General features: G+C 69.1%; 29 protein-coding genes. 23 read left to right on the top strand and 6 right to left on the bottom strand.

Features of this window, described 5'->3' with window-relative positions; all coding sequences use genetic code 11:
- Nucleotides 1-185: 185 nt before the first annotated feature.
- The 8 genes from FV218_RS09230 to FV218_RS23185 all read left to right on the top strand — a co-directional run bounded on the left by FV218_RS09230 (nucleotide 186) and on the right by FV218_RS23185 (nucleotide 6,575).
- Nucleotides 186-827 carry a L,D-transpeptidase gene (locus FV218_RS09230; RefSeq protein ID WP_056094379.1) on the top strand — a complete coding sequence of 214 codons (642 nt, stop codon included), beginning with the start codon at nucleotides 186-188 and terminating at the stop codon, nucleotides 825-827.
- A 167-nt stretch (nucleotides 828-994) separates the two neighbouring features.
- Nucleotides 995-1,432 carry a hypothetical protein gene (locus FV218_RS09225; protein ID WP_056094376.1) on the top strand — a complete coding sequence of 146 codons (438 nt, stop codon included), beginning with the start codon at nucleotides 995-997 and terminating at the stop codon, nucleotides 1,430-1,432.
- 159 nt (nucleotides 1,433-1,591) lie between these two features.
- A complete protein-coding gene (locus FV218_RS09220) occupies nucleotides 1,592-3,595 on the top strand; it encodes an acetyl/propionyl/methylcrotonyl-CoA carboxylase subunit alpha (protein ID WP_147709505.1) in 2,004 nt (667 codons plus the stop codon).
- Between the two features lie 13 nt (nucleotides 3,596-3,608).
- Complete coding sequence (locus tag FV218_RS09215) at nucleotides 3,609-4,040, top strand: gamma-glutamylcyclotransferase family protein (RefSeq protein WP_147709504.1); 432 nt, start codon at nucleotides 3,609-3,611, stop codon at nucleotides 4,038-4,040.
- A gap of 124 nt (nucleotides 4,041-4,164) precedes the next feature.
- The gene (locus FV218_RS09210; protein ID WP_147709503.1) at nucleotides 4,165-5,007 is read left to right on the top strand and encodes a formate/nitrite transporter family protein; all 843 of its coding nucleotides are present in this window, start codon (nucleotides 4,165-4,167) and stop codon (nucleotides 5,005-5,007) included.
- A gap of 12 nt (nucleotides 5,008-5,019) precedes the next feature.
- Nucleotides 5,020-5,298: an acylphosphatase gene (locus tag FV218_RS09205; RefSeq protein WP_147709502.1), complete on the top strand. Its 279-nt coding sequence runs from the start codon at nucleotides 5,020-5,022 to the stop codon at nucleotides 5,296-5,298.
- A gap of 90 nt (nucleotides 5,299-5,388) precedes the next feature.
- On the top strand, nucleotides 5,389-6,111 hold the full coding sequence (locus FV218_RS09200) for a DUF599 domain-containing protein (RefSeq protein ID WP_147709501.1): 723 nt from the start codon (nucleotides 5,389-5,391) through the stop codon (nucleotides 6,109-6,111).
- A 188-nt stretch (nucleotides 6,112-6,299) separates the two neighbouring features.
- Nucleotides 6,300-6,575, top strand: coding sequence for a DUF3253 domain-containing protein (locus tag FV218_RS23185; protein ID WP_246685049.1), 276 nt, complete (start codon nucleotides 6,300-6,302; stop codon nucleotides 6,573-6,575).
- On the opposite strand, the gene FV218_RS09190 is transcribed toward FV218_RS23185, so the two are convergent.
- The 3 genes from FV218_RS09190 to epmA are packed head-to-tail and all read right to left on the bottom strand — an operon-like array spanning nucleotide 6,518 to nucleotide 9,513.
- A complete protein-coding gene (locus tag FV218_RS09190; RefSeq protein WP_147709499.1) occupies nucleotides 6,518-7,369 on the bottom strand; it encodes a YdcF family protein in 852 nt (283 codons plus the stop codon). The genes FV218_RS23185 and FV218_RS09190 overlap by 58 nt on opposite strands.
- A gap of 48 nt (nucleotides 7,370-7,417) precedes the next feature.
- Nucleotides 7,418-8,467, bottom strand: a complete 1,050-nt coding sequence (locus FV218_RS09185) for a lysine-2,3-aminomutase-like protein (protein WP_147709498.1) — start codon at nucleotides 8,465-8,467, stop codon at nucleotides 7,418-7,420.
- On the bottom strand, nucleotides 8,464-9,513 hold the full coding sequence (gene epmA / locus FV218_RS09180; protein WP_147709497.1) for an EF-P lysine aminoacylase EpmA: 1,050 nt from the start codon (nucleotides 9,511-9,513) through the stop codon (nucleotides 8,464-8,466). The genes FV218_RS09185 and epmA overlap by 4 nt, the downstream gene beginning before the upstream one ends.
- Before the next feature lie 193 nt (nucleotides 9,514-9,706).
- Between epmA and efp the strand changes: the two genes are divergently transcribed.
- Nucleotides 9,707-10,273: an elongation factor P gene (efp, locus tag FV218_RS09175; RefSeq protein WP_056094356.1), complete on the top strand. Its 567-nt coding sequence runs from the start codon at nucleotides 9,707-9,709 to the stop codon at nucleotides 10,271-10,273.
- 19 nt (nucleotides 10,274-10,292) lie between these two features.
- Here the strand turns inward: efp and FV218_RS09170 are convergent, their stop codons facing one another.
- Entirely contained in the window at nucleotides 10,293-11,294 is a 1,002-nt protein-coding gene (locus FV218_RS09170) for a heparan-alpha-glucosaminide N-acetyltransferase (RefSeq protein WP_147709496.1), read from the bottom strand.
- 175 nt (nucleotides 11,295-11,469) lie between these two features.
- Between FV218_RS09170 and FV218_RS09165 the strand changes: the two genes are divergently transcribed.
- The 9 genes from FV218_RS09165 to FV218_RS09125 all read left to right on the top strand — a co-directional run bounded on the left by FV218_RS09165 (nucleotide 11,470) and on the right by FV218_RS09125 (nucleotide 17,335).
- Nucleotides 11,470-12,087, top strand: coding sequence for a cold-shock protein (locus FV218_RS09165; protein WP_147709495.1), 618 nt, complete (start codon nucleotides 11,470-11,472; stop codon nucleotides 12,085-12,087).
- Between the two features lie 38 nt (nucleotides 12,088-12,125).
- Nucleotides 12,126-12,620, top strand: coding sequence for a DUF192 domain-containing protein (locus FV218_RS09160; protein WP_147709494.1), 495 nt, complete (start codon nucleotides 12,126-12,128; stop codon nucleotides 12,618-12,620).
- A gap of 129 nt (nucleotides 12,621-12,749) precedes the next feature.
- Entirely contained in the window at nucleotides 12,750-13,232 is a 483-nt protein-coding gene (locus tag FV218_RS09155) for a hypothetical protein (protein WP_187273007.1), read from the top strand.
- Nucleotides 13,233-13,325: 93 nt separating this feature from the next.
- Nucleotides 13,326-14,180, top strand: a complete 855-nt coding sequence (locus FV218_RS09150) for a dienelactone hydrolase family protein (protein ID WP_147709516.1) — start codon at nucleotides 13,326-13,328, stop codon at nucleotides 14,178-14,180.
- A gap of 168 nt (nucleotides 14,181-14,348) precedes the next feature.
- Complete coding sequence (locus tag FV218_RS09145) at nucleotides 14,349-14,816, top strand: response regulator (RefSeq protein WP_147709493.1); 468 nt, start codon at nucleotides 14,349-14,351, stop codon at nucleotides 14,814-14,816.
- Nucleotides 14,817-14,916: 100 nt separating this feature from the next.
- Nucleotides 14,917-15,096 carry a hypothetical protein gene (locus FV218_RS09140; protein WP_244475044.1) on the top strand — a complete coding sequence of 60 codons (180 nt, stop codon included), beginning with the start codon at nucleotides 14,917-14,919 and terminating at the stop codon, nucleotides 15,094-15,096.
- A 120-nt stretch (nucleotides 15,097-15,216) separates the two neighbouring features.
- A complete protein-coding gene (locus FV218_RS09135) occupies nucleotides 15,217-16,398 on the top strand; it encodes an alpha/beta hydrolase fold domain-containing protein (RefSeq protein ID WP_147709491.1) in 1,182 nt (393 codons plus the stop codon).
- 32 nt (nucleotides 16,399-16,430) lie between these two features.
- The gene (locus FV218_RS09130; RefSeq protein ID WP_147709490.1) at nucleotides 16,431-17,042 is read left to right on the top strand and encodes a glutathione S-transferase; all 612 of its coding nucleotides are present in this window, start codon (nucleotides 16,431-16,433) and stop codon (nucleotides 17,040-17,042) included.
- Nucleotides 17,043-17,134: 92 nt separating this feature from the next.
- Nucleotides 17,135-17,335 (top strand): hypothetical protein, encoded by a 201-nt coding sequence (locus FV218_RS09125; protein ID WP_147709489.1) that lies wholly within the window; start codon nucleotides 17,135-17,137, stop codon nucleotides 17,333-17,335.
- A gap of 90 nt (nucleotides 17,336-17,425) precedes the next feature.
- Here FV218_RS09125 and FV218_RS09120 read toward each other — a convergent pair whose 3' ends face one another.
- A complete protein-coding gene (locus FV218_RS09120) occupies nucleotides 17,426-18,607 on the bottom strand; it encodes a hypothetical protein (RefSeq protein ID WP_056094330.1) in 1,182 nt (393 codons plus the stop codon).
- A 208-nt stretch (nucleotides 18,608-18,815) separates the two neighbouring features.
- Here FV218_RS09120 and FV218_RS09115 point away from each other — a divergent pair, with 208 nt between their 5' ends.
- The 5 genes from FV218_RS09115 to hpnK all read left to right on the top strand — a co-directional run bounded on the left by FV218_RS09115 (nucleotide 18,816) and on the right by hpnK (nucleotide 24,256).
- Entirely contained in the window at nucleotides 18,816-19,916 is a 1,101-nt protein-coding gene (locus FV218_RS09115; RefSeq protein ID WP_147709488.1) for a flippase-like domain-containing protein, read from the top strand.
- 32 nt (nucleotides 19,917-19,948) lie between these two features.
- The gene (locus FV218_RS09110) at nucleotides 19,949-20,530 is read left to right on the top strand and encodes an ABC transporter substrate-binding protein (RefSeq protein WP_246685048.1); all 582 of its coding nucleotides are present in this window, start codon (nucleotides 19,949-19,951) and stop codon (nucleotides 20,528-20,530) included.
- A gap of 95 nt (nucleotides 20,531-20,625) precedes the next feature.
- The gene (hpnI, locus tag FV218_RS09105; RefSeq protein WP_147709486.1) at nucleotides 20,626-21,804 is read left to right on the top strand and encodes a bacteriohopanetetrol glucosamine biosynthesis glycosyltransferase HpnI; all 1,179 of its coding nucleotides are present in this window, start codon (nucleotides 20,626-20,628) and stop codon (nucleotides 21,802-21,804) included.
- A 57-nt stretch (nucleotides 21,805-21,861) separates the two neighbouring features.
- Nucleotides 21,862-23,295, top strand: coding sequence for a hopanoid biosynthesis associated radical SAM protein HpnJ (gene hpnJ, locus FV218_RS09100; protein WP_056094321.1), 1,434 nt, complete (start codon nucleotides 21,862-21,864; stop codon nucleotides 23,293-23,295).
- A 118-nt stretch (nucleotides 23,296-23,413) separates the two neighbouring features.
- Nucleotides 23,414-24,256, top strand: a complete 843-nt coding sequence (gene hpnK / locus FV218_RS09095; protein WP_147709485.1) for a hopanoid biosynthesis-associated protein HpnK — start codon at nucleotides 23,414-23,416, stop codon at nucleotides 24,254-24,256.
- A 9-nt stretch (nucleotides 24,257-24,265) separates the two neighbouring features.
- Here the strand turns inward: hpnK and FV218_RS09090 are convergent, their stop codons facing one another.
- Nucleotides 24,266-24,655, bottom strand: a complete 390-nt coding sequence (locus tag FV218_RS09090) for a type II toxin-antitoxin system VapC family toxin (protein ID WP_147709484.1) — start codon at nucleotides 24,653-24,655, stop codon at nucleotides 24,266-24,268.
- Nucleotides 24,656-24,658 lie beyond the last annotated feature (3 nt).

Below are 24,658 nucleotides of genomic sequence, written 5' to 3'. Positions count from 1 at the left end.
CCCCCAAGCGGATGCCCACCCGTGTCGTTGCCTCAGGGCAACAGGCGATGCAAATGCGCCACGTCTTCGATGCGTGACCCTACGCCGGGATGCGCGCTCAGGTTAGGTTGCGCAAGACCTCATCAACCAAGTTTATGTCGAGCCCGATCTTCGGCTCGACGTGGGCATGCCGACAGGCCCGTTCCATGCGCGCACTTCCGCTCCTCGCCGTCCTCGCGGGCGCACTTCCCCTGGCCGCCTGCAACACGCAGACGGCCAACGTGGCGCCCCCCACCGCACCGGTGGTGCAGACGTCCCTGGCAGCGCCGGCCGCCCTCACGGGCGAGGCGCGCGACAAGGAATGGATGAAGCTCGCGCCCAGCGCCGTCATCGATCCGAAGATCGCCCGCGCCACCGTCGAGTATCCGACCAAGGAGGCGCCCGGCACGGTGATCGTCGTGACGAAGGAGCGCCGTCTCTACTTCGTGCTGCCCGACGGCAAGGCCGTGCGCTACCCCGTCGCCGTCGGCCATGCCGGCATGGCCTGGGCCGGCACGGCGGAAGTCGATCGCAAGGGCGAGTGGCCGGATTGGAACCCGCCGCCCGAGATGCTGGCGCGCCGGCCGGATCTGCCCAAGCGCCTGGAGGGCGGTCCGACGAGCCCCATCGGCGCGCGGGCGCTCTATCTCGCCGAGGGCAAGAAGGACACGCTGTTCCGCATCCACGGCACCAACGAGCCGGAGAAGATCGGGCAGGCGGTGTCGTCGGGCTGCATCCGCATGCTCAACGCCGACGTGGTCGACCTCTACGAGCGCGTGCCCATCGGTTCGAAGGTCGTGGTGCGCTGAGCCCGGCGGGTTTAGACATCTTTCGATAAGTCTCATTCGTGATCAGGCTTTAACCTGAACGTCGATTCAGATTTGGCCGTTAACTGCTTGAAGCCTCCCGGCCCGCATAGTCCAACCATAGACACGGGCACAGACCGGCAAAGATGAAGCCGAGGAGGAATCAAGACATGATCAACCATTCGCTGCAGCTCTTCTGCAACCGCACCGTTGCCGCCGGCCGCATCACCCTCGCCGATGTCCAGGCGCTCATGCGCGACGTGCTGCCGGACGGCTTCCTCGACCGCGACGAGGTCGACATGCTCATCGCCCTGGACCGGGCCGTGCCGCAGATCGATCCGGGCTTCGGCCCCTACCTCGCCGCCGCCATCGTCGATTTCACCGTCTGGGGCGAGCGGCCCACGGGCACCATCGATGCCGGTACGGCGCGCTGGCTCGCCGCCTCCCTGCGCAACGGCACCGGCCCGACGCTGCTGGCCGGTCAGATCGCACAGGCCGTGGTGCGCGAGGCCCAGTCCTGCGACGAGGCCCTCATCGCCTTCGCCCTGGAGGCCAACCGCCGCCGCGCCGCCGACCCCGCCCCGGTGGAATTTCTCGTGGCGGCGTGAGCGGGGGGCGGCGAACCGGGACCGGGCGCAGGCTGGATTGAAGAAACCCCGTCGCACCGGGCCGGTCAGCTTTCCGAAGCCGGAGAACTGCTTTAACGGGAACGAGCTTGGGCGTCCCGCGCGCCCCGACCTTTCCTGACCGACCAGAGTGCCGGACCGATGTTCGAGAAGATCCTGATCGCGAACCGTGGCGAGATCGCCTGTCGCATCATCAAGACCGCCCGCCGCATGGGCATCAAGACCGTGGCGGTCTACTCGGACGCCGACCGGGACGCGGTCCACGTCGCCATGGCCGACGAGGCCGTGCATATCGGCCCGGCCCCGGCGGCGCAGTCCTACCTGCTCATCGAGAAGATCATCGACGCCTGCAAGCAGACCGGCGCCCAGGCGGTGCACCCGGGCTACGGCTTCCTGTCCGAGCGCGAATCGTTTCCGCGCGCGCTCGAAGCCGCCGGCATCGTCTTCATCGGCCCCAATCCGGGGGCCATCGCCGCCATGGGCGACAAGATCGAATCGAAGAAGGCGGCGTCCGCCGCCAACGTCTCCACCGTGCCGGGCTTCCTCGGCGTCATCGAGAGCCCTGAGCACGCCGTCACCATCGCGGACGAGATCGGCTACCCGGTGATGATCAAGGCGTCCGCCGGCGGCGGCGGCAAGGGCATGCGCATCGCCTATTCCTCCGACGAGGTCGCCGAGGGCTTCGCCCGCGCCAAGTCCGAGGCCGCCTCGTCCTTCGGCGACGACCGGGTGTTCGTAGAGAAGTTCATCACCGACCCGCGCCACATCGAGATCCAGGTGATCGGCGACAAGCACGGCAACGTGATCTATCTCGGCGAACGCGAGTGCTCGATCCAGCGCCGCAACCAGAAGGTCATCGAGGAGGCGCCGTCGCCGCTCCTCGACGAAGCGACCCGGAAGAAGATGGGCGAGCAGGCCGTGGCCCTGGCCAAAGCCGTGAACTACGATTCCGCCGGTACGGTGGAGTTCGTCGCCGGCCAGGACAAGTCGTTCTACTTCCTGGAAATGAACACCCGCCTGCAGGTCGAGCATCCGGTCACCGAGATGATCACCGGCCTCGACCTCGTCGAGATGATGATCCGCTCGGCCTACGGCGAGGCCCTGCCGCTGACGCAGGACGCGGTGAAGCTGGACGGCTGGGCCGTCGAGAGCCGCGTCTACGCGGAAGATCCCACCCGCAACTTCCTGCCCTCCATCGGCCGCCTCACCACCTACCGGCCACCGGCCGAAGGAAAGTTCGGCGACGCGATCGTCCGCAACGACACCGGCGTGGAGGAGGGTGGCGAAATCGCGATCCACTACGATCCGATGATCGCCAAGCTCGTCACCTGGGCGCCGACCCGGGCGCAGGCCATCGAATCCCAGGGCGAGGCGCTCGATGCCTTCGCCATCGACGGCATCCGCCACAACATCCCGTTCCTGTCGGCCCTGATGGCGCATCCGCGCTGGCGCTCGGGCAACATCTCCACGGGCTTCATCGCCGAGGAGTTCCCCGAGGGCTTCTCCGCCCCCGAGCCCGAGGGCGAGATCGCGCAGATCATGGCGGCGGCGGCGGCGGCCATCGACCACAAGCTCAACACGCGCAAGCGCGGCATCTCCGGCCAGATGCGCGACCCGGCCCTGCTCCACTTCGAGCGCGACCGCGTCGTGATCCTGGCCGGGGAATCCTACCCCGTCACCGTCGATGCGGTCGGCGGCACGCTCATCGTCACGGGCGCCGACGGAGCGACCTGGCCCGTCCAGAGCGACTGGCGTCCGGGCGAGCCCGTGTGGCAGGGCGAGATCGCCGGCAGGCGCGTGGCCATGCAGGTGCGGGGCCTCCTCAACGGCGTCGCGCTCCAGCATGCCGGTGCGGCGGCGCAAGCCCGCGTCTACACCCGGCGCGAGGCCGAACTCGCCGCCCTGATGCCGGTGAAGGTCGATGCCGGCTCGGGCAAGCAGGTGCTCTGCCCGATGCCCGGTCTCGTCAAGGCGATCCTGGTGAAGGAAGGCCAGGAGGTGAAGAACGGCGAGGCGCTCGCCATCGTCGAGGCGATGAAGATGGAGAACGTCCTGCGCGCCGAGCGCGACGCGACGGTCTCCAAGATCGCCGCCAAGGAGGGCGACAGCCTCGCCGTCGACGCGGTAATCCTCGAGTTCGCCTGAGCCCGGACGGCGCGTGCCGCTCTACTTCGCCTACGGCGCCAACATGGACGCCGCCGCCATGGCCGCGCGCTGCCCGGGCTCGCGCCTGGTCGGGCAGGGTCGGCTCAACCGTCATCGCTTCATCGTCATGCGCGAGGGCTATGCCTCGGTGGTGCGCGATCCGCGCGCCACCGTGTGGGGCGTGGTCTGGGACCTGGTCCTCGCCGAAGTGCCGGCCCTCGACCGCTACGAGGGTGTGGGCGGCGGCCTCTACATCAAGGCGTACCAGCCCGTCACCTTGAAGGGCGGGGCGAAGCGCGCCCTGATCTACCTCGGCGGCAGCAGCGCCCAGGGGACGCCCCGGCCCGGCTACCTCGAATCGGTCCTGGCGGCGGCGGATGCGGCGCAACTGCCCGCGACCTACATCGCCGAACTGCGCGGCTGGCTGCGGGGCCGCGCCGCCTGACGGTAAACCCATGCGTGACGCGCAATCCTATGCCTCCGCGTCGCTTTCCCCCCCATCGCTGCCGCATCTGGCCCCGCCCTTGCCTCCCGAATCGCGAAACAATCGTGATTTCGGAGCGACCCCGATGGACTATGTGAAACCGGCCGAGATGGCGGCGGCCATGAGCGATTCCGGCGTGCAACGTGCCCAATTGTCGATCACCGACATGCTCGTGCGCGGCATGATGTCGGGCGCGATCCTCGGGATCGCCACGAGTCTCGCCATCACCGGCTCCGTCCAGACCGGGGTGCCCTTCGTCGGCGCCCTGGTGTTTCCCGTCGGCTTCGTGATGATCGTCTGCCTCGGGCTCGAACTGTGCACCGGCAATTTCGGCATCCTCGGCCTGTCGTTCCTGGACGGCCGGGTCGGCTTCGCGCCGATGATGCGCAATTTCGCCTGGGGCTTCGTCGGAAACCTCCTGGGCAGCGTGCTCTACGCGCTCCTCCTCGTCATCGCCCTGTCGAATGCCTGGCACACCCCGCCCGCCGGCGTGGCCCAGAAGATCATCGACATCGCGAGCGCCAAGACCATTGCGTACGAGGCGCTCGGCTCGGCCGGAATGCTCACGGTCTTCGTCAAGGCGATGCTGTGCAACTGGATGGTCTGCCTCGGCGTCACCATGGCGATGATGTCGACCTCGACCTTCGGCAAGATCCTCGGGGCCTGGCTGCCGGTATTCCTGTTCTTCGCGCAGGGCTTCGAGCACGCCGTGGTGAACATGTTCGTCATCCCCGCCGGCATGATGCTCGGCGCGCCGGTCTCGTTCGAGCAATGGTGGGTGTGGAACCAGATTCCCGTGACGCTGGGCAACTTCGTCGGTGGCGTGCTCTTCATTTCCGTGGCGTGGTACCTCACCTACCGCCCGAGGGCGCAGGGCGAACCCGCCCGTACGCAGGCGCCCGTGGGGGCCGCGGTTCGCGCCCGTTGAGGGAGAGCCGGATTGAGCCTTGACCGAACCGTCGATGTGATCGTCCACGGCCACGTGCAGGGCGTCGGCTATCGGTTCTGGACCAGGGCCGAGGCCGGACGCCTCGGCCTCTCGGGCCACGTCCGCAACCGGCCCGACGGTACCGTGGCGGCGACGTTTTCGGGGTCTCCGGAGGCCGTCGCGGCCATGCTCGCCGCCTGTCGGCAAGGCCCTCCCGGGGCGCGTGTGACGGACGTGGCCGTGACCGACGGCGAGGCGCCGGCGCCCGGCTTTCATATCCTGCGCGACTGAAACATCCCCTTCGGGCCGGCCCTGGACAGGGATCGGCCTTCCGGGCTAGCGCCGGGTCGGTCGCGATCGGCCCGGCATCAGGCGCACCCGATGATCACGGCGGACTTCTCCTACCTCGACTTCGCCGCCCTGTGCTTCTTCCTGGCGGCCTGGGGCGGCTACGGCATGGCGGTGTCGCGGATGCGGGGCCGGCGCACGAGCCTGAGCCAGATCATGAACCGGCAGCGCGAGATCTGGGCGCAGCAGCTCATCCACCGCGACAACCGGGTGGTCGACACCACCATCAACGCTTCCCTCCAGAACGGCACCGCCTTCTTCGCCTCGACCTCCCTCATCGCGCTGGGCGGCGTGCTCACCCTGTCGCGCTCGGGCGACGACGTGCTCACGCTGTTCGGCGCGCTGCCGTTCGGGGCCGTCGCCACGCGGACGACCTGGGAGATCAAGGTCGCGGGGCTGGCGGTGGTGTTCATCTACGCGTTCTTCAAGTTCTCCTGGGCCTATCGGCTGTTCAATTACGGGGCGATCCTGCTCGGGGCGGTGCCGCCCAAGGGCTCGAGCGCCAGCATGGTCGAGATGCAGCGCGCGGCTGGTCGTGCGGCGGCCATGAACATCGCCGCGGGCTCCCACTTCGCGCGCGGGCAGCGGGCGTTCTTCTTCGCCCTCGCTTATCTCGGCTGGTTCGTGAGCCCGGTTCTGCTGTTTCTCACCACCACGGCGGTGGTCTGCGTGATGTGGCGGCGCCAGTTCAGTTCGAAAATCCGCGCTGCCCTCCTGGCGCAGGACGACGGGACAGGGCAGGGGTTGGACCCATGACCAATCCGAAGAAACCACCCCGCAAGACCGCCATCGCCAGGGCCGCCGCCGCCAAAGCGCTCAAGGGCAAGAAGACGGCCGCCAAGAAGGCCGCCGAGACGCCCGGCGCGAAGGCTCCCCCCGCTCCGAAGGCCGCGCCGACGCAGCCTCCGGCAGCCCCCGTCCGCAAGGGCCCCAGCGAGGACCTCATCGCCGAGACCATCCTGCGCCTCCTGGCTGCGCGCGGTCCGGGCAAGACCGTGTGCCCCTCGGAAGTGGCCCGCGACATCGGCGGCGCCCAGCCCGAGGTGTGGAGCCCGATGATGCAGCCCGTCCGCCGCATCGCCGTGCGGATGACCAAGGCCGGCCAGATCGCGATCCTGCGCAAGGGCAAGCCGGTGGAGGACGTCGACGATTTTCGCGGCATCTACCGATTGGCGCTGCCGTCGGCCGACGTCGATTCGACGGGAGCCGACGACGCCTGAGGCGCCGGCATCCAGGCGTCGGTGTAGCCGGCGAGCCGATAGGCCGCGAGGCCGATCCACTCCTTGACCACGACGTCGAGGAGGGCGAGCCCATCGGAGGCGAAGCTGTTGAAGCGGACCGCGTCGCGCGGGCCGGCCGTGCGATAGTCGACGGGATAGGCGGCCACGGTGAAGCCCGCGGCGCGAAAACAGCCGACGGCGCGGGGCATGTGCCAGGCCGAGGTGACGAGGAGCCAGCGCTCGCCGGGCTTCGGCTTGACGAGATCGGCGGTGAACGCGGCGTTCTCGCGGGTGTTGCGCGAGCGGTCCTCCAGGATGAGGCGGGTGCGCGGCAGGCCGAGGCCGTCGGCGGTGCGCCCGACGATCTCCGATTCGGACACCTCGCCCGGCCGCAGCCCCGCGCTTCCGCCCGCGAACGCAAGACGCGCGTCCGGATAGCGCCGGGCGAGGTCGGCCAGGGCGATCTGGCGCTCGCCGGCCTCGTTGAGGACGAGCTGGTCGCGCGCCGCCGACAGGCGTGTCTCGACGCCGCCGCCGAGGACGACGATCCCGGCCACCGGCGTGCCGTCGTCGACGAAGGCCGGGAACCGTTCCTCGAGGGGCAGGGCGGCCCAGAGGGCGAGGGGAGAGAAGCCGGCCACGAGGAGTCCGAGGGCAGCCGCGAGGACGAGGCCGCGCCCGAATCGGCGCCCGCGTCCGAAGGCAATGAGGAGCGCCCCCGCGACCAAGGCGAGGATCAGCGCGTTGGACGGCGTGAGGACGAAGAAGATCAGCTTCGAGAGCGGAAAGAACATGACGCGGGCGCGACCTTCAGGAGAGGGGACGCGAGGCGCGAACCGGCCTCACGCTTTCGGGATCGGCGGGTAGTCGTGGACGCGGCCCTGCGGGTCCTCGACCCGCCAGCCGGCCTCCGTCGCCCGGAGGTAGTCCGGCCCCACCGGCACCTTGCCGTGGCCGCCGGGGATGTCGAGGACGTAGAGGGGCTGGGCGAGTCCCGAGAGCCGGCCGCGCAGGTGCCCCATCAGGGTGCGCCCCTCGGCGAGATCGGTGCGCAGGTGCCCGGTGCCGGGGGCGAGGTCGCCGTGGTGGAGGTAGTACGGCTTGATCCGGTGCTCCACGAAGGTCCGCATCAACCGGCCGAGGGTGTCGGGATCGTCGTTCACGCCGGCGAGCAGCACCGTTTGACTCACCATGGGGATGCCGGCATCGACGAGGCGGGCGATGGCGCCGGCGGCGGCGGGGGTGAACTCGCGCGGATGGTTGGCGTGGAGCGCCACGAACACCGCGCCGTCGAACTGCTTCAGGGCCGCGACGAGGCTGTCGCTGACGACCGACGGATCGACCACCGGCACGCGGGTGTGGAAGCGCAGCACCCGCACGTGGGGAATCGCCCTCAGCGCCGAGGCGATGCGGGCCAGCCGCCGGGGCGAGAGCGCGAAGGGATCGCCCCCGGTGACCACCACCTCCCAGATCTCCGGCCGGCCGGCGATGTAGGCGAACGCCGCGTCGAGTTCGCCGTCGCTCAGGGTGCCGAGACCGTCGGGGCCGACCCGTTCGCGGCGGAAGCAGAACCGGCAATAGACCGGGCAGACGTGCAGCGGCTTCAGGAGGACCCGGTCGGGATAGCGGTGGACGAGGCCGGGCAGGGGGCTGTGGGCATCGTCGCCGATGGGATCGGCATCCTCCTCCGGGCGCGTCGCGAGTTCCTCCGGTCGCGGCACGAACTGGCGGGCGATGGGGTCGTGGGGATCGGCCGCATCGATGAGGTCGGCGAGCTCCGGCGTCACCGAGACGGCGTAGCGGGCGGCCACGGCCTCCAGGGCGGGCAGGGCCGCCGCATCCACGAGGCCGGCGCGGACGAGATCGGCGGCGCTCTTGAGCGGGCGGTTCATGGCCGTCCCCCGGTGACGGGGGTCCACAGCACGTCCTCGATATGGCGCGCGCCGACGCAGAGCATCACGAGGCGGTCGAGGCCGAGCGCGATGCCGCTGGCCTCCGGCATGATGGCGAGCGCCTCCAAGAACGCCTCGTCGATGGGGTAGCGCTCGCCGTAGACCCGTTCCTTCTCGTTCATCTCGAGGGTGAAGCGCCGGCGCTGCTCGGCCGGGTCGGTGAGTTCGCCGAACGCGTTGGCGAGTTCGACGCCGCAGGCATAGAGCTCGAACCGCTCGGCCACCCGCGGATCGCTTGGGCTCGGCCGGGCCAGGGCGGCCTCGGACACGGGATACTCGCACAGGACGGTCGGGCGCCCGAGGCCGAGACTGGGCTCGATGCGGGCGACGAGGACGCGGCTGAAGAGGTCGGCCCAGGTGTCGTCCTCGGCAACCCGCAGGCCCGCCCGCGCCACGGATGCCGCGAAGGCATCGCGGTCCGTCGTCCCGTCCGCGGCTACGGTCGCCAACAGATCGATGCCCACCTCCGAAAAGGCCTCGGCCAGGGTCAGCCGCCGGACGGGCGCGAACGGATCGGCTTCGCGGCCGCGATGGGTGAGAACCCGCGTGCCCGCCGCTTCGGCGGAGAGCGCCAGCACCTCGGCGCAGTCCCGCATGAGCTGGGTGTAGTCCTCGCCCGCCCGGTACCATTCCAGCATGGTGAACTCGGGATGGTGCAGGGGCCCGCGCTCGCGGTTGCGGAACACCCGCGAGAAACTCACGATCCGGTGTTCGCCGGCCGCCAGCAAGGTCTTGCAGGCGAACTCGGGCGACGTGTGGAGGTAGAGCGGGCGGGAAACCCCATCGGCCCCGAGAATTTCAGTGGCGAAGGCCGAGAGATGGGCCTCGTTGCCGGGCGAGACCTGGAGGCAGACCGCCTCCACCTCGACGAAGTCGCGCTTCGAAAAGTGTCCCCGCAGGGCGGCGGTGATGCGGTTGCGCGCCATCAGGGCCGGGCGCCGGTCGGCGTGGCGGTCCGGATGCCACCAGGGGGAGGGGTCGGTCATCGGGCGGGCCATATCACGGGTGGCCGGGCGCCTCCACGTCTCGCAGCCTCCCGGCTGCTACACCCAGCAAGTCCTGCGGCTGGCAACGGGGCCACGGATAGGGTAGTGGCGGACCGACGATGTCGCTCCCGCGGGCCGGAACCGCGCCGGGGCGACCGACCCGTTTCTCGAGACACGAACAGGACCTGACCCCGTGAAGGTGATCGCCTCTACGCTCCGCAAGGGCAACGTCGTCGACAAGGATGGCAAGCTCTACGTCATCCTGACGATCGAGAACATCCACCCCGGCAAGGGCACCCCGGTGACGCAGCTCGACATGCGCCGCATCACCGACGGCGTGAAGGTGTCCGAGCGCTACCGCACCACCGAGTCGGTGGAGCGCGCCTTCGTCGAGGACCGCGACCACACCTTCCTGTACGAGGACGGCGAGGGCTTCCACTTCATGAACCCCGAGACCTACGAGCAGGTCGCGATCCAGAAGGACGTGATCGGCGATGCCGCCCCCTACCTCCAGGAGGGCATGACCGTGAAGGTCTCGATCCACAACGACGTCGCGCTCACCGTCGAGCTGCCCCAGCGCGTCACCCTCGAGATCACCGAGACCGAGCCGGCCATGAAGGGCCAGACCGCGTCCTCGTCCTACAAGCCCGCCATCCTGTCGAACGGCGTGCGGACCGCCGTGCCGCCGCACATCGCCGTCGGCACCCGCGTGGTGATCATGACGGAAGACGGCTCCTACGTGGAGCGCGCCAAGGACTGAGTTCCAAGGACTGAGGCTTTCAGGGCACCGGGGCGGTGCCTTCGGCGGCCTCGTAGCAGTCCTGCGACAGAACTTGTGCGCGGGCCCGCTCCGCCACCGTGAAAGTCCGCTGCGATTGCGCCCACAGGCCGTCGCGCCGGAAGGCCCCGACGACGCAGCGCGCCGCCAACCGGCACGCCGCGGCTTCGCCCCCCGTCGCGACGCAGTTGCGGGCATAGGTGGTGCGGAACTCCGCCTCGCCGGCGCGCGGATGCGGCCCCGTGAGGGCGGCGAGGCCCGAGAACAGCGCCAGCAGCACGGGCTGGTGGACGAGATAGACGGCGAGGCTGTGCCGTCCGGCGAAGGCGGCGAAACGCCCGGGTCCTCGCGTGGCCCGCCAGCCGCCGATCCGCGTGTCCGCCAAACGGGGCAGCGCAAGGCGCCCGGCGACGATTCCCGCCAGGACAAGCCCGAACCACGGGAACAGCGGCACGTAATCGTTGGTCTGCGGCAACGTCCGGCCGAGCCCGAGGAAGAACAGGGCCGGCGCGTCGAGCACCCCACCACCCACGACGTGGGGCGCCGCCATCACGACGGCGGCGCAGAGCGCCGTCACCGCCACCGGTGCGAACAGGAACGGCAGGGCGAGCACGCTGGAGAGTGCGATGCAGTGCAGGATGCCGAAGAACACGTAGCTCCCCGGAAACAGCGCGTAGGTCGCCGCCGTCACGGCGAGCGCCGCCCCGCCGATGCGCAGGAGGCGCATCAGCATGGCCCTGCGCCGGACGCCACCGCCATGGGCGAGGACGAGCCCGATCCCGACGAGGACGAGGAAGCCGCCGGCGATGAGGTGGGCGGCGATCCTGCCGGCCGGCGTGAGGGCGTAGTTTTCCGGTGTCAGCCGGAGGTACCCCAGGTCCCAGGTCGCATGGTAGATCGCCATCGCCCCGAGGGCCACGCCCCGCGTGGCGTCGAGGGCGTCGATGCGCGCGCGCGACCGGGACACGGGGGCGGCGTCGGGACCGGGTGGAGGGAGGGCCATCCCCTGGCCCTAACATCGATCCGACGCCCTCGCGATCCCCTGTGGCACCCGCACCCGCCTGCCGAACAATGCGGCATGGATCGACACGCGCGGACACCAATTAGGCTTCCGCAGGGTGACGACTTCGTTAATCTCCCTTTCGGATCGCGTGGCGTGATTCGGTATGGGTTGCTTAATGTCGGACGATTTCGGGGCAGGCTCCTACGGGGGGCATTCGGCGGACGAGCACGCGGATGCCCGCACCGGCGAGGGCCTCGGCGGTGAGACCCAGCGCCCCCTCGACCTGATCGAGGTGGCCGGTCGCATCAAGTGGTTCGACGTGGCGAAGGGGTTCGGCTTCATCGTGCCCGACGACGGCGCGGCGGACGTGCTGCTCCACATCACCTGCCTGCGCCGCGACGGTCACCAATCCGCCAGCGAGGGCGCGCGCGTCGTCGTGGAGGCGACCGAGCGGCCACGCGGCTGGCAGGCGTTCCGGGTACTCTCCCTCGATCAATCCACGGCCCTGCATCCCTCCGAACTGCCGCTGCCGCGCACCCATGTCAGCGTCACGCCGACGAGCGGCCTCGAGACGGCGGTGGTGAAGTGGTTCAATCGCCTGCGCGGCTTCGGCTTCCTCAGCCGGGGCGACGGCACGCCCGACATCTTCGTGCATATGGAGACGCTTCGCCGCTACGGCATCGCCGAACTCAAACCCGGCGAGATCGTTCTCGTCCGCTACGGTGACGGCTCGAAGGGCAGGATGGCGGCGGAGGTCCGCTTTCCCGACGGCGCGCTGCCCGTCTCGCACTGAACCAAGCTTTTCCCCGAGCCCACACTTTTTCCCCAAGCATGAGTTCCGCGTTGTCGAACACCAAAGCCGCCCTGCGCGCGCTCTGTGCGCTTCTGTTCCTCGGTCTCGGTCTCACGGCCGCCCCCGCGCAGGACGCGGCCTCCGGCCAGACCGAGCCCCTGACCATCGCATCCCGCGCCGGGCGCCACGCCTTCGCCGTCGAGGTGATGCGGACGGATGCCGACCGCTCGCGCGGCCTCATGTACCGGCGCACCATGGCCCCCGATCACGGCATGCTGTTCGACTTCCAGGCCGCCGCACCCGTGGCCATGTGGATGAAGAACACCTACCTGCCCCTCGACATGGTGTTCATCCGCGCGGACGGGACCATCGCGCGCATCGCCACGGATACGGAACCGCTCTCGACGAAGGTCATCCCATCGGGCGAGGCGGTCCTGTCCGTGCTCGAGCTCAATGCCGGCACCACGGCGCGTCTGGGCATCCATGCCGGCGATCGGGTGGAACACCCGCTGTTCCGCAAACCCAAATCCTGACGGTCACGCACGAACGCAACAAGAACATCGCTTGACGGCCGTCCCGATTCGGACCAATGTTCCCTCAATGTTCTAAACGACACGTCGATCACCGATCGGGTGATTCGCGCGGCGCCATGAGGGGACATCATGATCGACCTGCATCCGGACGAGATCCGCGCGACCGCCGTCCCCCTGTTCGGCAACGCCGAATGGAGCGTCCTGCCCGAGGGGCTGGAGCATCGCGCGACCGGGTACTTCATCGCTCGCGACGTGCTCGGAATGCGCCGGGGCGATTTGTGGGAATGGCCGCTGCACTTGGCCGAGAAGAGCTGGTGCCGGCCCTTGCCGTTCCGCGAGGCCTTCCTCGCCGCCCTCGACACCTTCGCGATCACCCGCGATGCCGGTCTCGCCCCGTCCTTCGCCATGGGCTTCGGCTTGACGGCCGGGCAGGGCATCGGAAAGGCCGCTGACGGCTTCGTCACCCTGGGCGAGGTGATCCGCCCCAAGGCACCGAAGCAGAGCGCCGCGCGCAAGCGCAATGCTTCGCCGGAGGTGCGTGGCGGCAGCCGCCGGATCGGCATGCCCGTGCCGCGGACAGTGGAGGCGGGCGTCCAGCGCGTCGCGCTCTGACGCGGGACGTTGCTCTCCGAGCGCCCGGCCCTAGATGCCGGTCGGGCATCGGAGAGAATCATGGGACACAATCACGATGACGGCGCGGCCGGGATGAACGGCCTTGAAGGCCTCCTGGCACCCCCGTTTTCCCGGCGCGGCTTCGTGATGACGAGCCTGATGACCGGACTCACCCTCGCCACGACTTCCGTCGAAGCGCAGGTGATCCATACGGACGCCGCCGGCCTCGTGGCAGGCGAAGTTCGCATCCCCGCCGCCGACGGGCCGATGCCCGGCTACCGCGCAATGCCGGAAGGGCAGGGACCGTTCCCGGTTATCCTCGTCATCGAGGAGATTTTCGGCGTCCACGACTACATCAAGGACATCTGCCGGCGCCTGGCCAAGGTCGGCTACTGCGCCGTGGCACCCGAGCTCTACGCCCGCCAGGGCGATCTCTCGACCATGACCGATGCCAAGGTGATCGTCCGGGACGTCATCTCGAAGACGCCTGACACCCAGTGGATGGCCGACCTCGACGCCGCCGTGGCCTGGGCGGTTTCGAACTCGAACGGCGACGCATCCCGCCTCGCCACCATGGGCTGGTGTCGGGGCGGGCGGGGCGTCTGGCTCTACGCCGCCCATCGCCGGGATCTGAAGGCCGGCGTGGCCTGGTACGGCGCCATGGGCGGCGAACGCACGTCGATCCAGCCACGCACGGCCGACGATGTCGCCGGCGAGATCAACGCACCTCTTCTCGGTCTGTACGGCGCCGCCGATACCGGCATCCCGGTTGCTGCCATCGAGGCGGCGCGGGACAAGGCACGGGCGGCGGGCAAGTCCGTCGAGCTCGTCGTCTATCCGGATGCACCCCACGGCTTCCACGCCGATTACCGACCGAGCTACCGGCGCGAAGCGGCGGAGGACGGCTGGACCCGAGCCCTGGCCTTTCTCAAGACGCAGGGCGTCTGACGACGATGCCGGGCGCGGCCCCTCGACGGGGAACTGAGGCACGAATGCTGCATTGATCGAAAAACGTCGCGGCCCGCGCCCGCATGGCCGACACATTCGTCGGTTAGCTCACGGATCGGATACTAAGAGGATCGGCCCGCCGTCCTGGCTTGAAGAGCGTTCCGGACCATGAGTTCTTCCCCCCTGTCCGATGCACGCCCGGTCATCCTCGTCGTCGAGGACGAGCCCGACGAGCGCTATCTCGCGGCCGAGTTACTGGAGGAGACGGGTTTTCGAGTCATCGAGGCCGAGACGGCTGAACGTGCCCTGGCGATCCTCAACGACCGCGGCGACGAAGTCAGCGTCGTCTTCTCGGACGTTCGTACGCCGGGTCCCATCGGCGGTTTCGAACTCGCCCGCATCATCGGCGTCACTTGGCCCCGGGTCCGGGTCCTCCTCACGTCGGGCGATGCCGGCGACCAGCCGAGCGACCTGCGGATGTCTGCGACGTTCATCCCCAAACCCTGGCGTGCCGCCGACATCCTGGCCTGGGTTCAGGAAGCGGCTGGCCGCTCGGCCGAAGCTCGGATCGGTCCCGACGTGATCGGGACGGGCGCGAGCGGTTCCAAAATTATCGTCGGCAAAGTGGAAACTTGAGCGTACCGGACCGTTTACCGAGTCTCTTCGTACGAAACCGCGCGAGCGGTCCGGTGTGACTCCCATGACGTCCGGCAACCAACACAACCGATATGCCCCAATGACGGCCGCGTCCTACACGGTCTTCGACGAGTCGGCGCTGCTCGCGCGGATCGGAAACGATCTGCGTGATCTCTATGGCGACGTCGAGGATTCTTCGGTGCCCGGCGATCTCCTGCACTTGGCGAACCTCATCGACGGGAAGCGACGGCACGCGAGCGAGGATGGCGCGGCATCATAGAGTGCGGCGGGAATACCGCACTATTCAGGAGCTTTGCTCCCGCCGTCGCGCGCCCTGCGTGATCTGCTATGTCTCGGCCGTCGGGCCCCTGCCGTTCCGATTTCGTCTGTCGAGCCCGCCATGCGCCTGAACCTTCGCCTCGGCCTTGCCGCCGCTTGCCTTTGCTTCGTCGGTGCCCCGCAAGGCCCGGCCTTGGCGGCCGCTCCGCCGGTTCAGCCGGCTGAGGGACCGGGCGGGATCGGCGACCGCGCCGCGACCATCGTCAAGCGTGCCCTCGGGCGGCCCGGCGCGGCGACTCTCATCTTCCACAAGGTGGGGCCCGCCCCCGCGGAGGGCCGCCCCGTGGCGGTGTTCCTCCACGCCTGGGGAGCGCCGAACCCGCAAGCCTACGGCGCCTGGATCGATCACCTTGCCCGCACGGGATTCCTCGTGGTGTTTCCGCGCTTCCAGGAGATCAACCGGACGCGACCGGCCGATGCCTCGGCCAGCGCCGAACGCCTGCTCAAGACCGCATTCTCGGAGCTGGCCCAGGATGCCGATGCCAAACCGGATGTGAAGCGCGTCGCGGTGATCGGGCATCTCGCTGGTGCGCCCATCGCCGCCAACGTCGCGGCGGACGCAGCCGAGCAGGGCCTGCCCGTGCCGCGCCTCGTCTTCGCGATCATGCCCGGCGGCATCGCCAGCGACGCCAAGGCGCGCGGCATCGTCCTGCACGACCTGTCCAGAATCGCCCCCGAGACCCTCGTGGTCACGGTGATCGGCGACCGCGACGCACGGGCGGCCGATCTCGCGGCTCGCCGTCTCCTGCGCGAGGCGAGCGCCGTGACGCCCGAGCGCAAGCTCTTCCTGCGTGCCCTGTCGGACGACCATGGCTTCCCGGCGCTCACCGCCACCCTGGCCTCGCCCGCCGGTGCAGACCCGGCCTATGATGGCGGCGCCCTGAAACTGCCGCCCGAGCCGCCGCGTGACCTGAAGCAGCCGACGCCGCCGTTCAAGTGGACGCCCGACATGGCGCTCACCGGCGAGCAGACCACCCTGGTCGCGCAGATCAACAACGCGCGCACGGACAGTCTCGACTATCTCGCCTATTGGAAGACCTTCGATCTCGCCGCCACGGCGGCCTTCGGCGGTGCCGACGCTCAAGCGCTGAAGGCCAATCCGCGGCTGAGCGACATGGAGCGGTGGGCCGACGGCTGGCCGGTCAAGCGCCTCGTCGTCGAGACGCCGCGCCTGACGCCGCCGCCGGCCGCCGTCGTCACGCCCGCAGCCACCCGTGCCAAGCCGGCATCCCGCCGGCCCTGATCCCCCGTGCCCGAACCGGATCTCGCCCCTTGATGAAGCTGTTCCACTCCGGTGTCTCGCCGTTCGTGCGCAAGGTCATGGTCGTCGCCCACGAGGTCGGGATCGCCGGGCGCCTGGAACTCCTCTCCAGTGCCGCCCACCCGACCCAGCGCGACGCCAATATCCTGGCGGTCCATCCCCTGGCCCAGGTGCCGACCCTGATCACCGATGACGGACGGGTACTGGCCGACAGCCGGGTGATCTGCGAATACCTCGACACCGTCGGCGGCGGGGCGGTGTTTCCGCGCCCCGGCCCGGCCCGCTGGATGGCGCTCAACGATCAATCGACGGCCGACGGCATCCTCGATGCCGCGCTTCTCATCCGCTACGAACTCACCGTGCGCGCCGAGGGCGAGCGCTCGGCCGCCTGGATCACCGGACAGACCGCCAAGATCGAAAGTGCCCTCGATGCCTTCGAGGCCGGTGCAGACGCCCTCGCCGACCGGGTCGATATCGGGACCATTACGGTCGCCTGCGCGCTCGGCTACCTCGACCTGCGCTTGCCCGACCTGGCCTGGCGCCGGCGGAGCCCGACCCTTGCGGTCTGGTTCGAGGCTTTCGGCTCACGGCCATCCATGCGGGCGACGAAACCGCCGGCGGCCTGATCGCCCGTCCTCATTGCGCCGAAAATCCTGGCGCCGAAAAATCCTGGCGCAGGCCTTGCGACATAGCATCCGGGTTCACCGGATGAATCGCCATGCCCGATTTCGTCGCCACCCTCGTCGCCAGTTTGATCTTCTGCCTTGGGCTGATGCTGCTCAACGCCGGCACGCGTCTGGCCCTGCAGTGGTACGCGGCGCCCGCCGATCTCGCCGAGAACGGAATGCTGCAATACGGTCTCGCCCTGGCGGCGGCGGCGACGGTCTGGCGGCGGACCGTGCGCGGGCGGATCGCCTGAGGCGATTACGGGGCGGGCGCGAACCCTGCGGCGGGAGCGCACCGTCGGCGCGCTTCCGCATCTGTCGATCATCCTCGACGTAAAAGAATCCTAGAAGTAGGACTTCAGGGTGCCACGGCGGCGCACGTCGAGGGTGGCGCAGTGGAACGAGCCGCCGAACGGTCCGTAGGACAGGAACGGCGCCGGGATCGGGTCGAAGCCCCAATCCTTGAGGGCCTTGATCAGGGTCGGCTGGCTCTGGTCGACGACGATCTTCTTCTCGTCGATGGCGAGCACGTTGATCGAGGTCCAGGGCGAGCACATGGAGATCTTGCTCATGAAGCCCTCGACGGGGTCGGGGCGCGGGGCGATGAGCACGTCCCACTTCTTGAGCACGGCCGGCAGCTTCTCGACGTCGATGTAGTCCGGGTTCACCAGCACCTTGCCGGGGGCCAGCGGCATGAACGACGAATCGATGTGCATCGGCTGCGGGCAGCGGCTTTCGATCTCGTGGATGCGGAAGCCCGGGCCGAGGTGGCGGCGCAGCCACTCGATGCCCATGAGGTTGGTGACGTTGGAGCGGGTCACGAACAGGTCGCGGCCGCAGCGGACGAAATCGGCCGCGTCGAACACCGGCTCGAACTCGTTCACCGTGAACTGCATCGGCTCGCCGGCCTTCAGGTTCGGCACCCGGTAATCGTAGTTGTAAAGCTCGTCGGTGAGCTGCGGACGCGGCGCGGACGTCCAGCGCGCACCCGCACGAAAGTACTCCTTGAAGAGCGACCGGTAGGCGTCGCCCTCGAAGTAGCGCGACCGCCAGCACATGGGGCTCTCGATGATCTCGTCGCCGATGACGAGGTACGGGTCGCGCGGGCATGCGACGCAGAAGCCGCGCGAGGACCATTGCGGCGCCCGGAACTTCTTCGAGAAGTCGATGCTGTCGGGCCGGCGGATCTTCACGCCCTCGCCGGCGAGGATCGAGATGAAGTTGTCCAGTTCCTGCTGGGCGAGCTTCTTCATGAACTTCGGATACCGGAAGCCGGACGCGAAGCGGTAGAACGGCTGGGCCGCACGCGGCAGGTTGAAGATCACCGTCAGGTGGTGTGTCGGAATGGTCGCACCGTCGAGACTTCCGACGATGACCTCCTCCAGGGGGTCCCACTCGTTCCAGGCCATCACCGGCGAGTGCGGCTTGGGCGTTCCGGGAGCGCCGAAACCGGCCGACGCCGTGCGGTCGCCACGCCCGTCCTGATCGACGGCTTCACCCGCCGTGATGTGTGATTCGCGGTCCATGATCGTACCCCTGTCGCGCGTCCTGCGGCTGCTTTTTTGGGGCTTCGCCCCTGTCCCGCTTTGGCCCGCACTGTGTCTATCGGGTGATAGACAACGCTTCCCAAAGCTGCAACTTCCGATGACGTTCATCGCTTCCGGCGGTCTTCTGACCCGGAAACACGGCGGGATTTCAGCAGAGATCAGCCGAACCGACGTCCGAAAGGGGACCATGAAGCGTTTGACGACATTGGCCCTGATCGCCGGTCTTTGCACGGTCGTTGGCCTGTTCCTGTCCTCGGGTCTCGAAGACGTGGCCGCTGCCGTAGTCAGCGCCGGATGGGGCGCCCTCGTCGTCGTGGTCGCGCGCGCCGTGGCCGTGGCCTGGGCGGGCCTGGGCTGGTTCGTGATCTTCCCGCGCTTCGAGCGCCCGTCCTTCCGCGACTGCGTCACGCTCCGGTTCGTGCGCGAGGGCATCAACACCCTGCTGCCCGTGGCCCAGGTCGGGGGCGACTTCGTCGCCGCCCGGCTCCTGACCAAGCGCGGCGTCTCCGGCGGCGTCGCCGGAGCCAGCATGTTCGTCGATCTGATGACCCAGGCGGTCACCCAGTTCCTGTTCACCGTGGCCGGCGTCGTACTGCTCGCCTGGCTCGCCGGGGACGGCCCCATCGTCCGCACCGTGGCGGGCGGGCTCGCCGTCGCTGCGCCGGCGCTCGCCGCCTTCTACCTCATCCAGCGCCGCAGCGGCCACAAGGTGATCCAGTCCCTGGTCAGCCGCTTCGCCGGCTCCCGCGAGTGGCGCGCGCTCGGCGCCATCGACGTGCTCTACGACGCCCTGAAGCGACTCTACGGCCATCACGGCCGGGTCGCCGGCGGCATCGGCATCCACCTCGTCGGCTGGCTCATCGGCACCATCGAGGTCTATGTCTGCCTGCACTTCATGGGTTATCCCGTGAGCTTCCTCGAGGCCCTCGTCATCGAGAGCCTGGCGCAGGCGGTGCGCGGCGCGGCCTTCGCCGTGCCCGGTGCCCTCGGCGCCCAGGAAGGCGGCCTCATCGCACTCTGTGCCATCTTCGGCATCCCGGCCGAGGCGGCCCTCGCCCTCTCCCTCGTCAAGCGGCTGGCCGACCTCCTCGTCGGCGTCCCCGGGCTGCTCGCCTGGCACGCCCTGGAAGGCAAGGGCGGGCCGGCGCCGGAGAGCGGGGACGCGGTGACGCCCCGTCAGACCGCGCCGCACCCCGCTCCCGTGGTGATGCCCTACACCGCCGACCGCGGCACCACGCTCCTGCGGACCGTCGAGGGTGAGCTGGGGGACCTGAAGAAGTGCGCCTGATCCCCATCCTCCGTGCGGGCCTCGTCGCAGGCCTGCTGGCGGCGCCCCTGACGGCGCCCCTGGCCGCGCGGGCCGCCGACGATCCGGCGGTGGGCGTCGTCCGCACCCTCTACACCAGCTTCGAGACCGCCCTGAAGGGTGGCCCCGGCGACGTCCGGACCCGCGCCGCCGCCATCGGCGCGACGCTGACCGAGACCATCGACTTCCCCGCCATGGCGCGCGTCGCCGTCGGTCCGACGTGGAAGGGATTCTCCCCCGAGCAGCAGGGCGCCCTCACGGAGGCCTTCGGCCAGTACTTCATCGCGACCTACGCCACCCGCCTCCGGCAGGCCGCTGGCGGCACGTTCACGGTGAATCCCGAGAGCGAGGCGCGCGGCGCCAACCGGCTGGTTCAGAGCGAGGCCGCCAACGCCGACGGCGATTCTTCTCAGGTCGACTACCTCGTCGGCCCGGGCAACCGCATCCAGGACATCTACCTCAACGGCAACGTCAGCGAGGTCGCTGCCCTGCGCGGCAGCTTCGCGGACCCCCTCAAGGCGGGCGGCGCCGACGAGTTGCTGAAATTCCTGCGCGAACGCACCGCCGTCATGCTCGCCGCCAAACCGGCGCCTTAGAGTCCGGTCACAGCCGGCTTCACCACCGACGTACCGACCTTCGCGCCGCTCTCCTCGCGGCACTCTCACGAGCCCCGTGACCGAGCGATGCCCCCATGGACCTGATCTGGCTCTCGCACCTCCTGCTGCTGCTCGCGCTGGCCGGCTGCGTCTACGGTCTGGCCGCCGCGGCCCTGGCCGGCCGCTTCGCCCGACGCACCGTGCCCGTCCTCAAGGGCACGCCGCCCTCGGTGACCATCCTCAAGCCGCTCTGCGGCATGGAGCCGAACCTCTACGAGAACCTCGAGACTTTCTGCCAGCAGGCCTATGCCGCCCCCGTCCAGGTGGTGTTCGGCGTGCAGAACGCCGCCGACCCGGCGATCGCGGTCGTGCGCCGTCTTGCCGAGGCCTATCCGGCCCTTCGCCTCGACCTCGTCGTCGATGCGCGCCAGCACGGCTCCAACCGCAAGGTCTCGAACCTCATCAACATGTCCGGTTCCATCGCCCACGCGGTGGTGGTGCTCGCCGACAGCGACATGGTGGTGAAGCCGGATTACCTCGCCCGCATCGTCGCCGAGCTGAGCCAGCCCGGCATCAACGGCGTCACCTGCCTCTATCACGGCGTGCCGGCGCACCGGAGCATCTGGGCCCATCTCTCGGCGCTGGCCATCGACGTGCAGTTCCTGCCCAACGTGGTGATGGGAACCTCCCTCGGCCTCGCCAAGCCCTGCTTCGGCTCCACCATCGCGTTCACGGCGAAGGCGCTGACCGAGATCGGCGGCTTCGAGGCGTTCCGGGATGACCTCGCCGACGACTACGCCATCGGCGAAGCCCTGCGCGCCGGCGGGGGAATCGTCGCGATCCCGACCTTCACCATCGGCCATACCTGCGTCGACACCGATCTGGCCGGCCTATGGAGCCACGAGCTGCGCTGGAACCGCACCATCCGCAACGTCGATCCGGCGGGCTACGCCGGCTCCATCGTCACCCACGCCTTCCCCCTCGCCCTCATGGGCGCGCTGATTCCGGGCGCCGGCATCCACGCCCTGGCCGTGGCGGCCCTGGCGCTCGCCTGCCGCATCGTCCTGTGCGTGCGCCTGGAGCGGGCCTTCGGGCTGGCGCCCCATCCGTATTGGCTGTTGCCGATTCGCGACATCCTCTCGTTCATGAACTTCTCCTGGAGCTTCGTCTCGGGTGCGGTGACATGGAAGGGCCACGATTATCGGGTGGTTGCGGATGGCACACTGATCCCCGAGCGAAGTCTCGGCCACGATGCTGGTGCATCCTCGCTCTGAGCTTCGCTTCTAGCTTCCCGCCCGTCCCGTTTCCTTCTCGCTGAGGCCTTGAACCCCATGCGCACCCTCTTCCTGCAGGCCCCCACCTTCGACGGCTTCGACGGCGGCGCCGGCTCCCGCTACCAGGCCAAGCGCGAGATCAAGTCGTTCTGGTACCCGACCTGGCTCGCCCAGCCGGCCGCCCTGGTGCCGAACTCGAAGCTCATCGATGCGCCCCCGCACAACATCAAGCTCGCCGAGATCGTGGCCCAGGCCAACGACTTCGATCTCGTGGTGCTCCATACCTCGGTGCCGTCGTTCAAGTCCGACGTGAAGACCGTCGAGGCGTTGAAGGCCGCCAATCCGAAGCTCATCGCCGGCCTCATCGGCGCCAAGGTCGCCGTCGACGCCGCCGGTGCCATGGCCCAGGCCCCGTGCATCGATTTCTGCGCCCGCAACGAGTTCGACTTCACCGTCAAGGAAGTCGCCGACGGCACGCCGATGTCGGAGATCAAGGGCCTGTCCTACCGGGATGCCAACGGTGTCGTGATCCACAACGTCGATCGCGAGATCATGACGGACATGGATCAGCTGCCGTTCGTCACGAGCGTGTACAAGCGCGACCTCCAGATGGAGAAGTACTTCATCGGGTACCTGAAGCACCCCTACATCTCGTTCTATTCGGGCCGCGGCTGCAAGAGCCGCTGCACCTTCTGCCTCTGGCCGCAGACCGTCGGCGGTCACACCTACCGCACCCGCTCGGTCGCGCACGTGATCGAGGAGATCAAGTACTGCCTGAAGGAGTTCCCGCAGACGAAGGAGTTCTTCTTCGACGACGACACCTTCACCGACAACCTGCCGCGCGCCGAGGAAATCGCGCGCGAGCTGGGCAAGCTCGGTGTCACCTGGTCGTGCAACGCCAAGGCCAACGTGCCGCGCGAGACCCTGAAGGTTCTGAAGGAGAACGGCCTGCGCCTGCTGCTGGTCGGCTACGAGTCCGGCAACCAGCAGATCCTGAACAACATCAAGAAGGGCATGCGCGTCGAGGTCGCCGAGAAGTTCACCAAGGATTGCCACGACCTCGGCATCGCCATCCACGGCACCTTCATCGTCGGCTTGCCCGGCGAGACCCGTGAGACGATCCAGGAGACCATCGCGTTCGCCAAGCGCATCAACCCGCACACGATCCAGGCGTCCCTGGCCGCCCCCTACCCGGGCACCTTCCTGTACAAGCAGGCGGTCGAGAACGGCTGGCTCGACATCGCCAACGCCGAGCTCGTCGACGAGAACGGCGTGCAGATCGCGCCGCTGCATTATCCCCACCTGTCGCATTCCGAGATCTTCGCGGCGGTGGAGGAATTCTACCGGAAGTTCTACTTCCGCGCCCCGAAGATCGCCTCCATCGTCTCCGAGATGGTGCGCTCGCCCGACATGATGAAGCGCCGCCTGCGAGAGGGCGTGGAGTTCTACCGCTTCCTCAAGGAGCGCCAGGGCACCGCCAAGGCGGCCTGAGCCTCATCCCTCCGACAATCGCGGCCGGGCCTCACAGCCCGGCCGTTTTCGTTCGGGGGTCCGCCCTCGACCCGCGAGAGGGCTTGCCCTCTCGACACCCATTCCTCAGGAGCTTTTCGTGAAGCGTCTCGTCGTGACGGCCGACGATTTCGGTCTGAGTCTGGCGGTCAACGAGGCCGTCGAGCAGGCCCATCGCGAGGGCATCCTCACGGCCGCGAGCCTGATGGTCGGCGCGCCTGCCGCAGCCGACGCCGTGGCCCGCGCCCGGCGCCTGCCGTCGCTCCGGGTCGGGCTGCACCTCGTCCTGGTCGAGGCATGGCCGACCCTGCCGCCCGCCGACCTGCCCGACCTCGTCGGGCCGGACGGCCTCATCCGCGGCGATATGGGCAAGCTCGGCCTCGACCTCGCCCTGAAACCGGCGGCCCGGCGCCAGCTCGTGGCGGAGATCACGGCCCAGTTCGAGGCCTATCGCGCCACCGGACTGCCCCTGGACCACGTCAACGCCCACAAGCACTTCCACGTCCACCCCCTCATCGCCGGTGCGGTGCTGGCCATCGGCCGCCGCTACGGCATGCGGGCGATCCGCGTGCCGCGCGAGCCCCGGGCGGTGCTGCGCGCCGCCGAACCGGGGACCCACCCGAAGCCGGCCCGCGACAGCGCACCCTGGGCCGCCCTGCTGGCCGTGCGCGCGCGTCAGGCCGGGCTCCTGATCCCCGACCGGACCCTGGGGCTCGCCTGGTCCGGCGCCATGACGCCGGACCGCGTGGCCGGCCTCCTGGCCCATCTGCCGGACGGTTTCACGGAACTCTACACCCACCCCGGCACCGGCGGCGGTTTCCCCGGCGAGGCCCCGGGCTACGCCTACGCGGCGGAGCGCGATGCCCTGATCGCGCCGGCCACCCGCGCCGCCCTGGCGGGATCGGGCGCGATCCGCGGCGGGTTCTCGGATTTTGCGTCGTAATAGGCCGCCTTATGGAAAGCGGGCGGCGAGGGGGTGATCGCGCAGGGCGTGATCCACGGTGACGAGGAAGCGTTGCTCGATCCGGTATTGTGCCAGCAGAAGGCGGTCGAAGGGATCGCGAGTCACGGGTTCCGGCGACACCTCGGCCACCACGTGGTGATGCGTGATCGGCAGGATGGTGAGGCCTGCGGCTTCGAAAAATACCGCAAGGTTCGCGGGCGGGATTCCTGCATCGAGCTTACCCAGCCGAGCCTTGATCGCAATTTCCCAGAGGCTCACCGCACTCAAAGCGACGTCGTGTTCGGTCAGAGCAAGGCCGGTGGCGATCACCGGATAGGTACGCTCCAGCTGTCCCTTTGAAAACGCGATCAGGACGTGCGTGTCGAGAAGGAGACGCACGGA

This window comes from Methylobacterium sp. WL69, from assembly GCF_008039485.1.
Lineage (GTDB): Bacteria > Pseudomonadota > Alphaproteobacteria > Rhizobiales > Beijerinckiaceae > Methylobacterium.
This window is presented reverse-complemented; position numbering and strand designations above follow the sequence as displayed.

What these genes read in the sequence shown, in the direction of transcription:
- FV218_RS09230 (WP_056094379.1), top strand. Translation starts at nt 186, where the DNA reads ATGCGCGCACTTCCGCTCCTCGCCGTCCTCGCGGGCGCACTTCCCCTG.
- FV218_RS09225 (WP_056094376.1), top strand. Translation starts at nt 995, where the DNA reads ATGATCAACCATTCGCTGCAGCTCTTCTGCAACCGCACCGTTGCCGCC.
- FV218_RS09220 (WP_147709505.1), top strand. Translation starts at nt 1,592, where the DNA reads ATGTTCGAGAAGATCCTGATCGCGAACCGTGGCGAGATCGCCTGTCGC.
- FV218_RS09210 (WP_147709503.1), top strand. Translation starts at nt 4,165, where the DNA reads ATGGACTATGTGAAACCGGCCGAGATGGCGGCGGCCATGAGCGATTCC.
- FV218_RS09200 (WP_147709501.1), top strand. Translation starts at nt 5,389, where the DNA reads ATGATCACGGCGGACTTCTCCTACCTCGACTTCGCCGCCCTGTGCTTC.
- FV218_RS09190 (WP_147709499.1), bottom strand. Translation starts at nt 7,369, where the DNA reads ATGTTCTTTCCGCTCTCGAAGCTGATCTTCTTCGTCCTCACGCCGTCC.
- FV218_RS09185 (WP_147709498.1), bottom strand. Translation starts at nt 8,467, where the DNA reads ATGAACCGCCCGCTCAAGAGCGCCGCCGATCTCGTCCGCGCCGGCCTC.
- epmA (WP_147709497.1), bottom strand. Translation starts at nt 9,513, where the DNA reads ATGACCGACCCCTCCCCCTGGTGGCATCCGGACCGCCACGCCGACCGG.
- FV218_RS09170 (WP_147709496.1), bottom strand. Translation starts at nt 11,294, where the DNA reads ATGGCCCTCCCTCCACCCGGTCCCGACGCCGCCCCCGTGTCCCGGTCG.
- FV218_RS09165 (WP_147709495.1), top strand. Translation starts at nt 11,470, where the DNA reads ATGTCGGACGATTTCGGGGCAGGCTCCTACGGGGGGCATTCGGCGGAC.
- FV218_RS09160 (WP_147709494.1), top strand. Translation starts at nt 12,126, where the DNA reads ATGAGTTCCGCGTTGTCGAACACCAAAGCCGCCCTGCGCGCGCTCTGT.
- FV218_RS09155 (WP_187273007.1), top strand. Translation starts at nt 12,750, where the DNA reads ATGATCGACCTGCATCCGGACGAGATCCGCGCGACCGCCGTCCCCCTG.
- FV218_RS09150 (WP_147709516.1), top strand. Translation starts at nt 13,326, where the DNA reads ATGAACGGCCTTGAAGGCCTCCTGGCACCCCCGTTTTCCCGGCGCGGC.
- FV218_RS09145 (WP_147709493.1), top strand. Translation starts at nt 14,349, where the DNA reads ATGAGTTCTTCCCCCCTGTCCGATGCACGCCCGGTCATCCTCGTCGTC.
- FV218_RS09140 (WP_244475044.1), top strand. Translation starts at nt 14,917, where the DNA reads ATGACGGCCGCGTCCTACACGGTCTTCGACGAGTCGGCGCTGCTCGCG.
- FV218_RS09135 (WP_147709491.1), top strand. Translation starts at nt 15,217, where the DNA reads ATGCGCCTGAACCTTCGCCTCGGCCTTGCCGCCGCTTGCCTTTGCTTC.
- FV218_RS09130 (WP_147709490.1), top strand. Translation starts at nt 16,431, where the DNA reads ATGAAGCTGTTCCACTCCGGTGTCTCGCCGTTCGTGCGCAAGGTCATG.
- FV218_RS09125 (WP_147709489.1), top strand. Translation starts at nt 17,135, where the DNA reads ATGCCCGATTTCGTCGCCACCCTCGTCGCCAGTTTGATCTTCTGCCTT.
- FV218_RS09120 (WP_056094330.1), bottom strand. Translation starts at nt 18,607, where the DNA reads ATGGACCGCGAATCACACATCACGGCGGGTGAAGCCGTCGATCAGGAC.
- FV218_RS09115 (WP_147709488.1), top strand. Translation starts at nt 18,816, where the DNA reads ATGAAGCGTTTGACGACATTGGCCCTGATCGCCGGTCTTTGCACGGTC.
- hpnI (WP_147709486.1), top strand. Translation starts at nt 20,626, where the DNA reads ATGGACCTGATCTGGCTCTCGCACCTCCTGCTGCTGCTCGCGCTGGCC.
- hpnJ (WP_056094321.1), top strand. Translation starts at nt 21,862, where the DNA reads ATGCGCACCCTCTTCCTGCAGGCCCCCACCTTCGACGGCTTCGACGGC.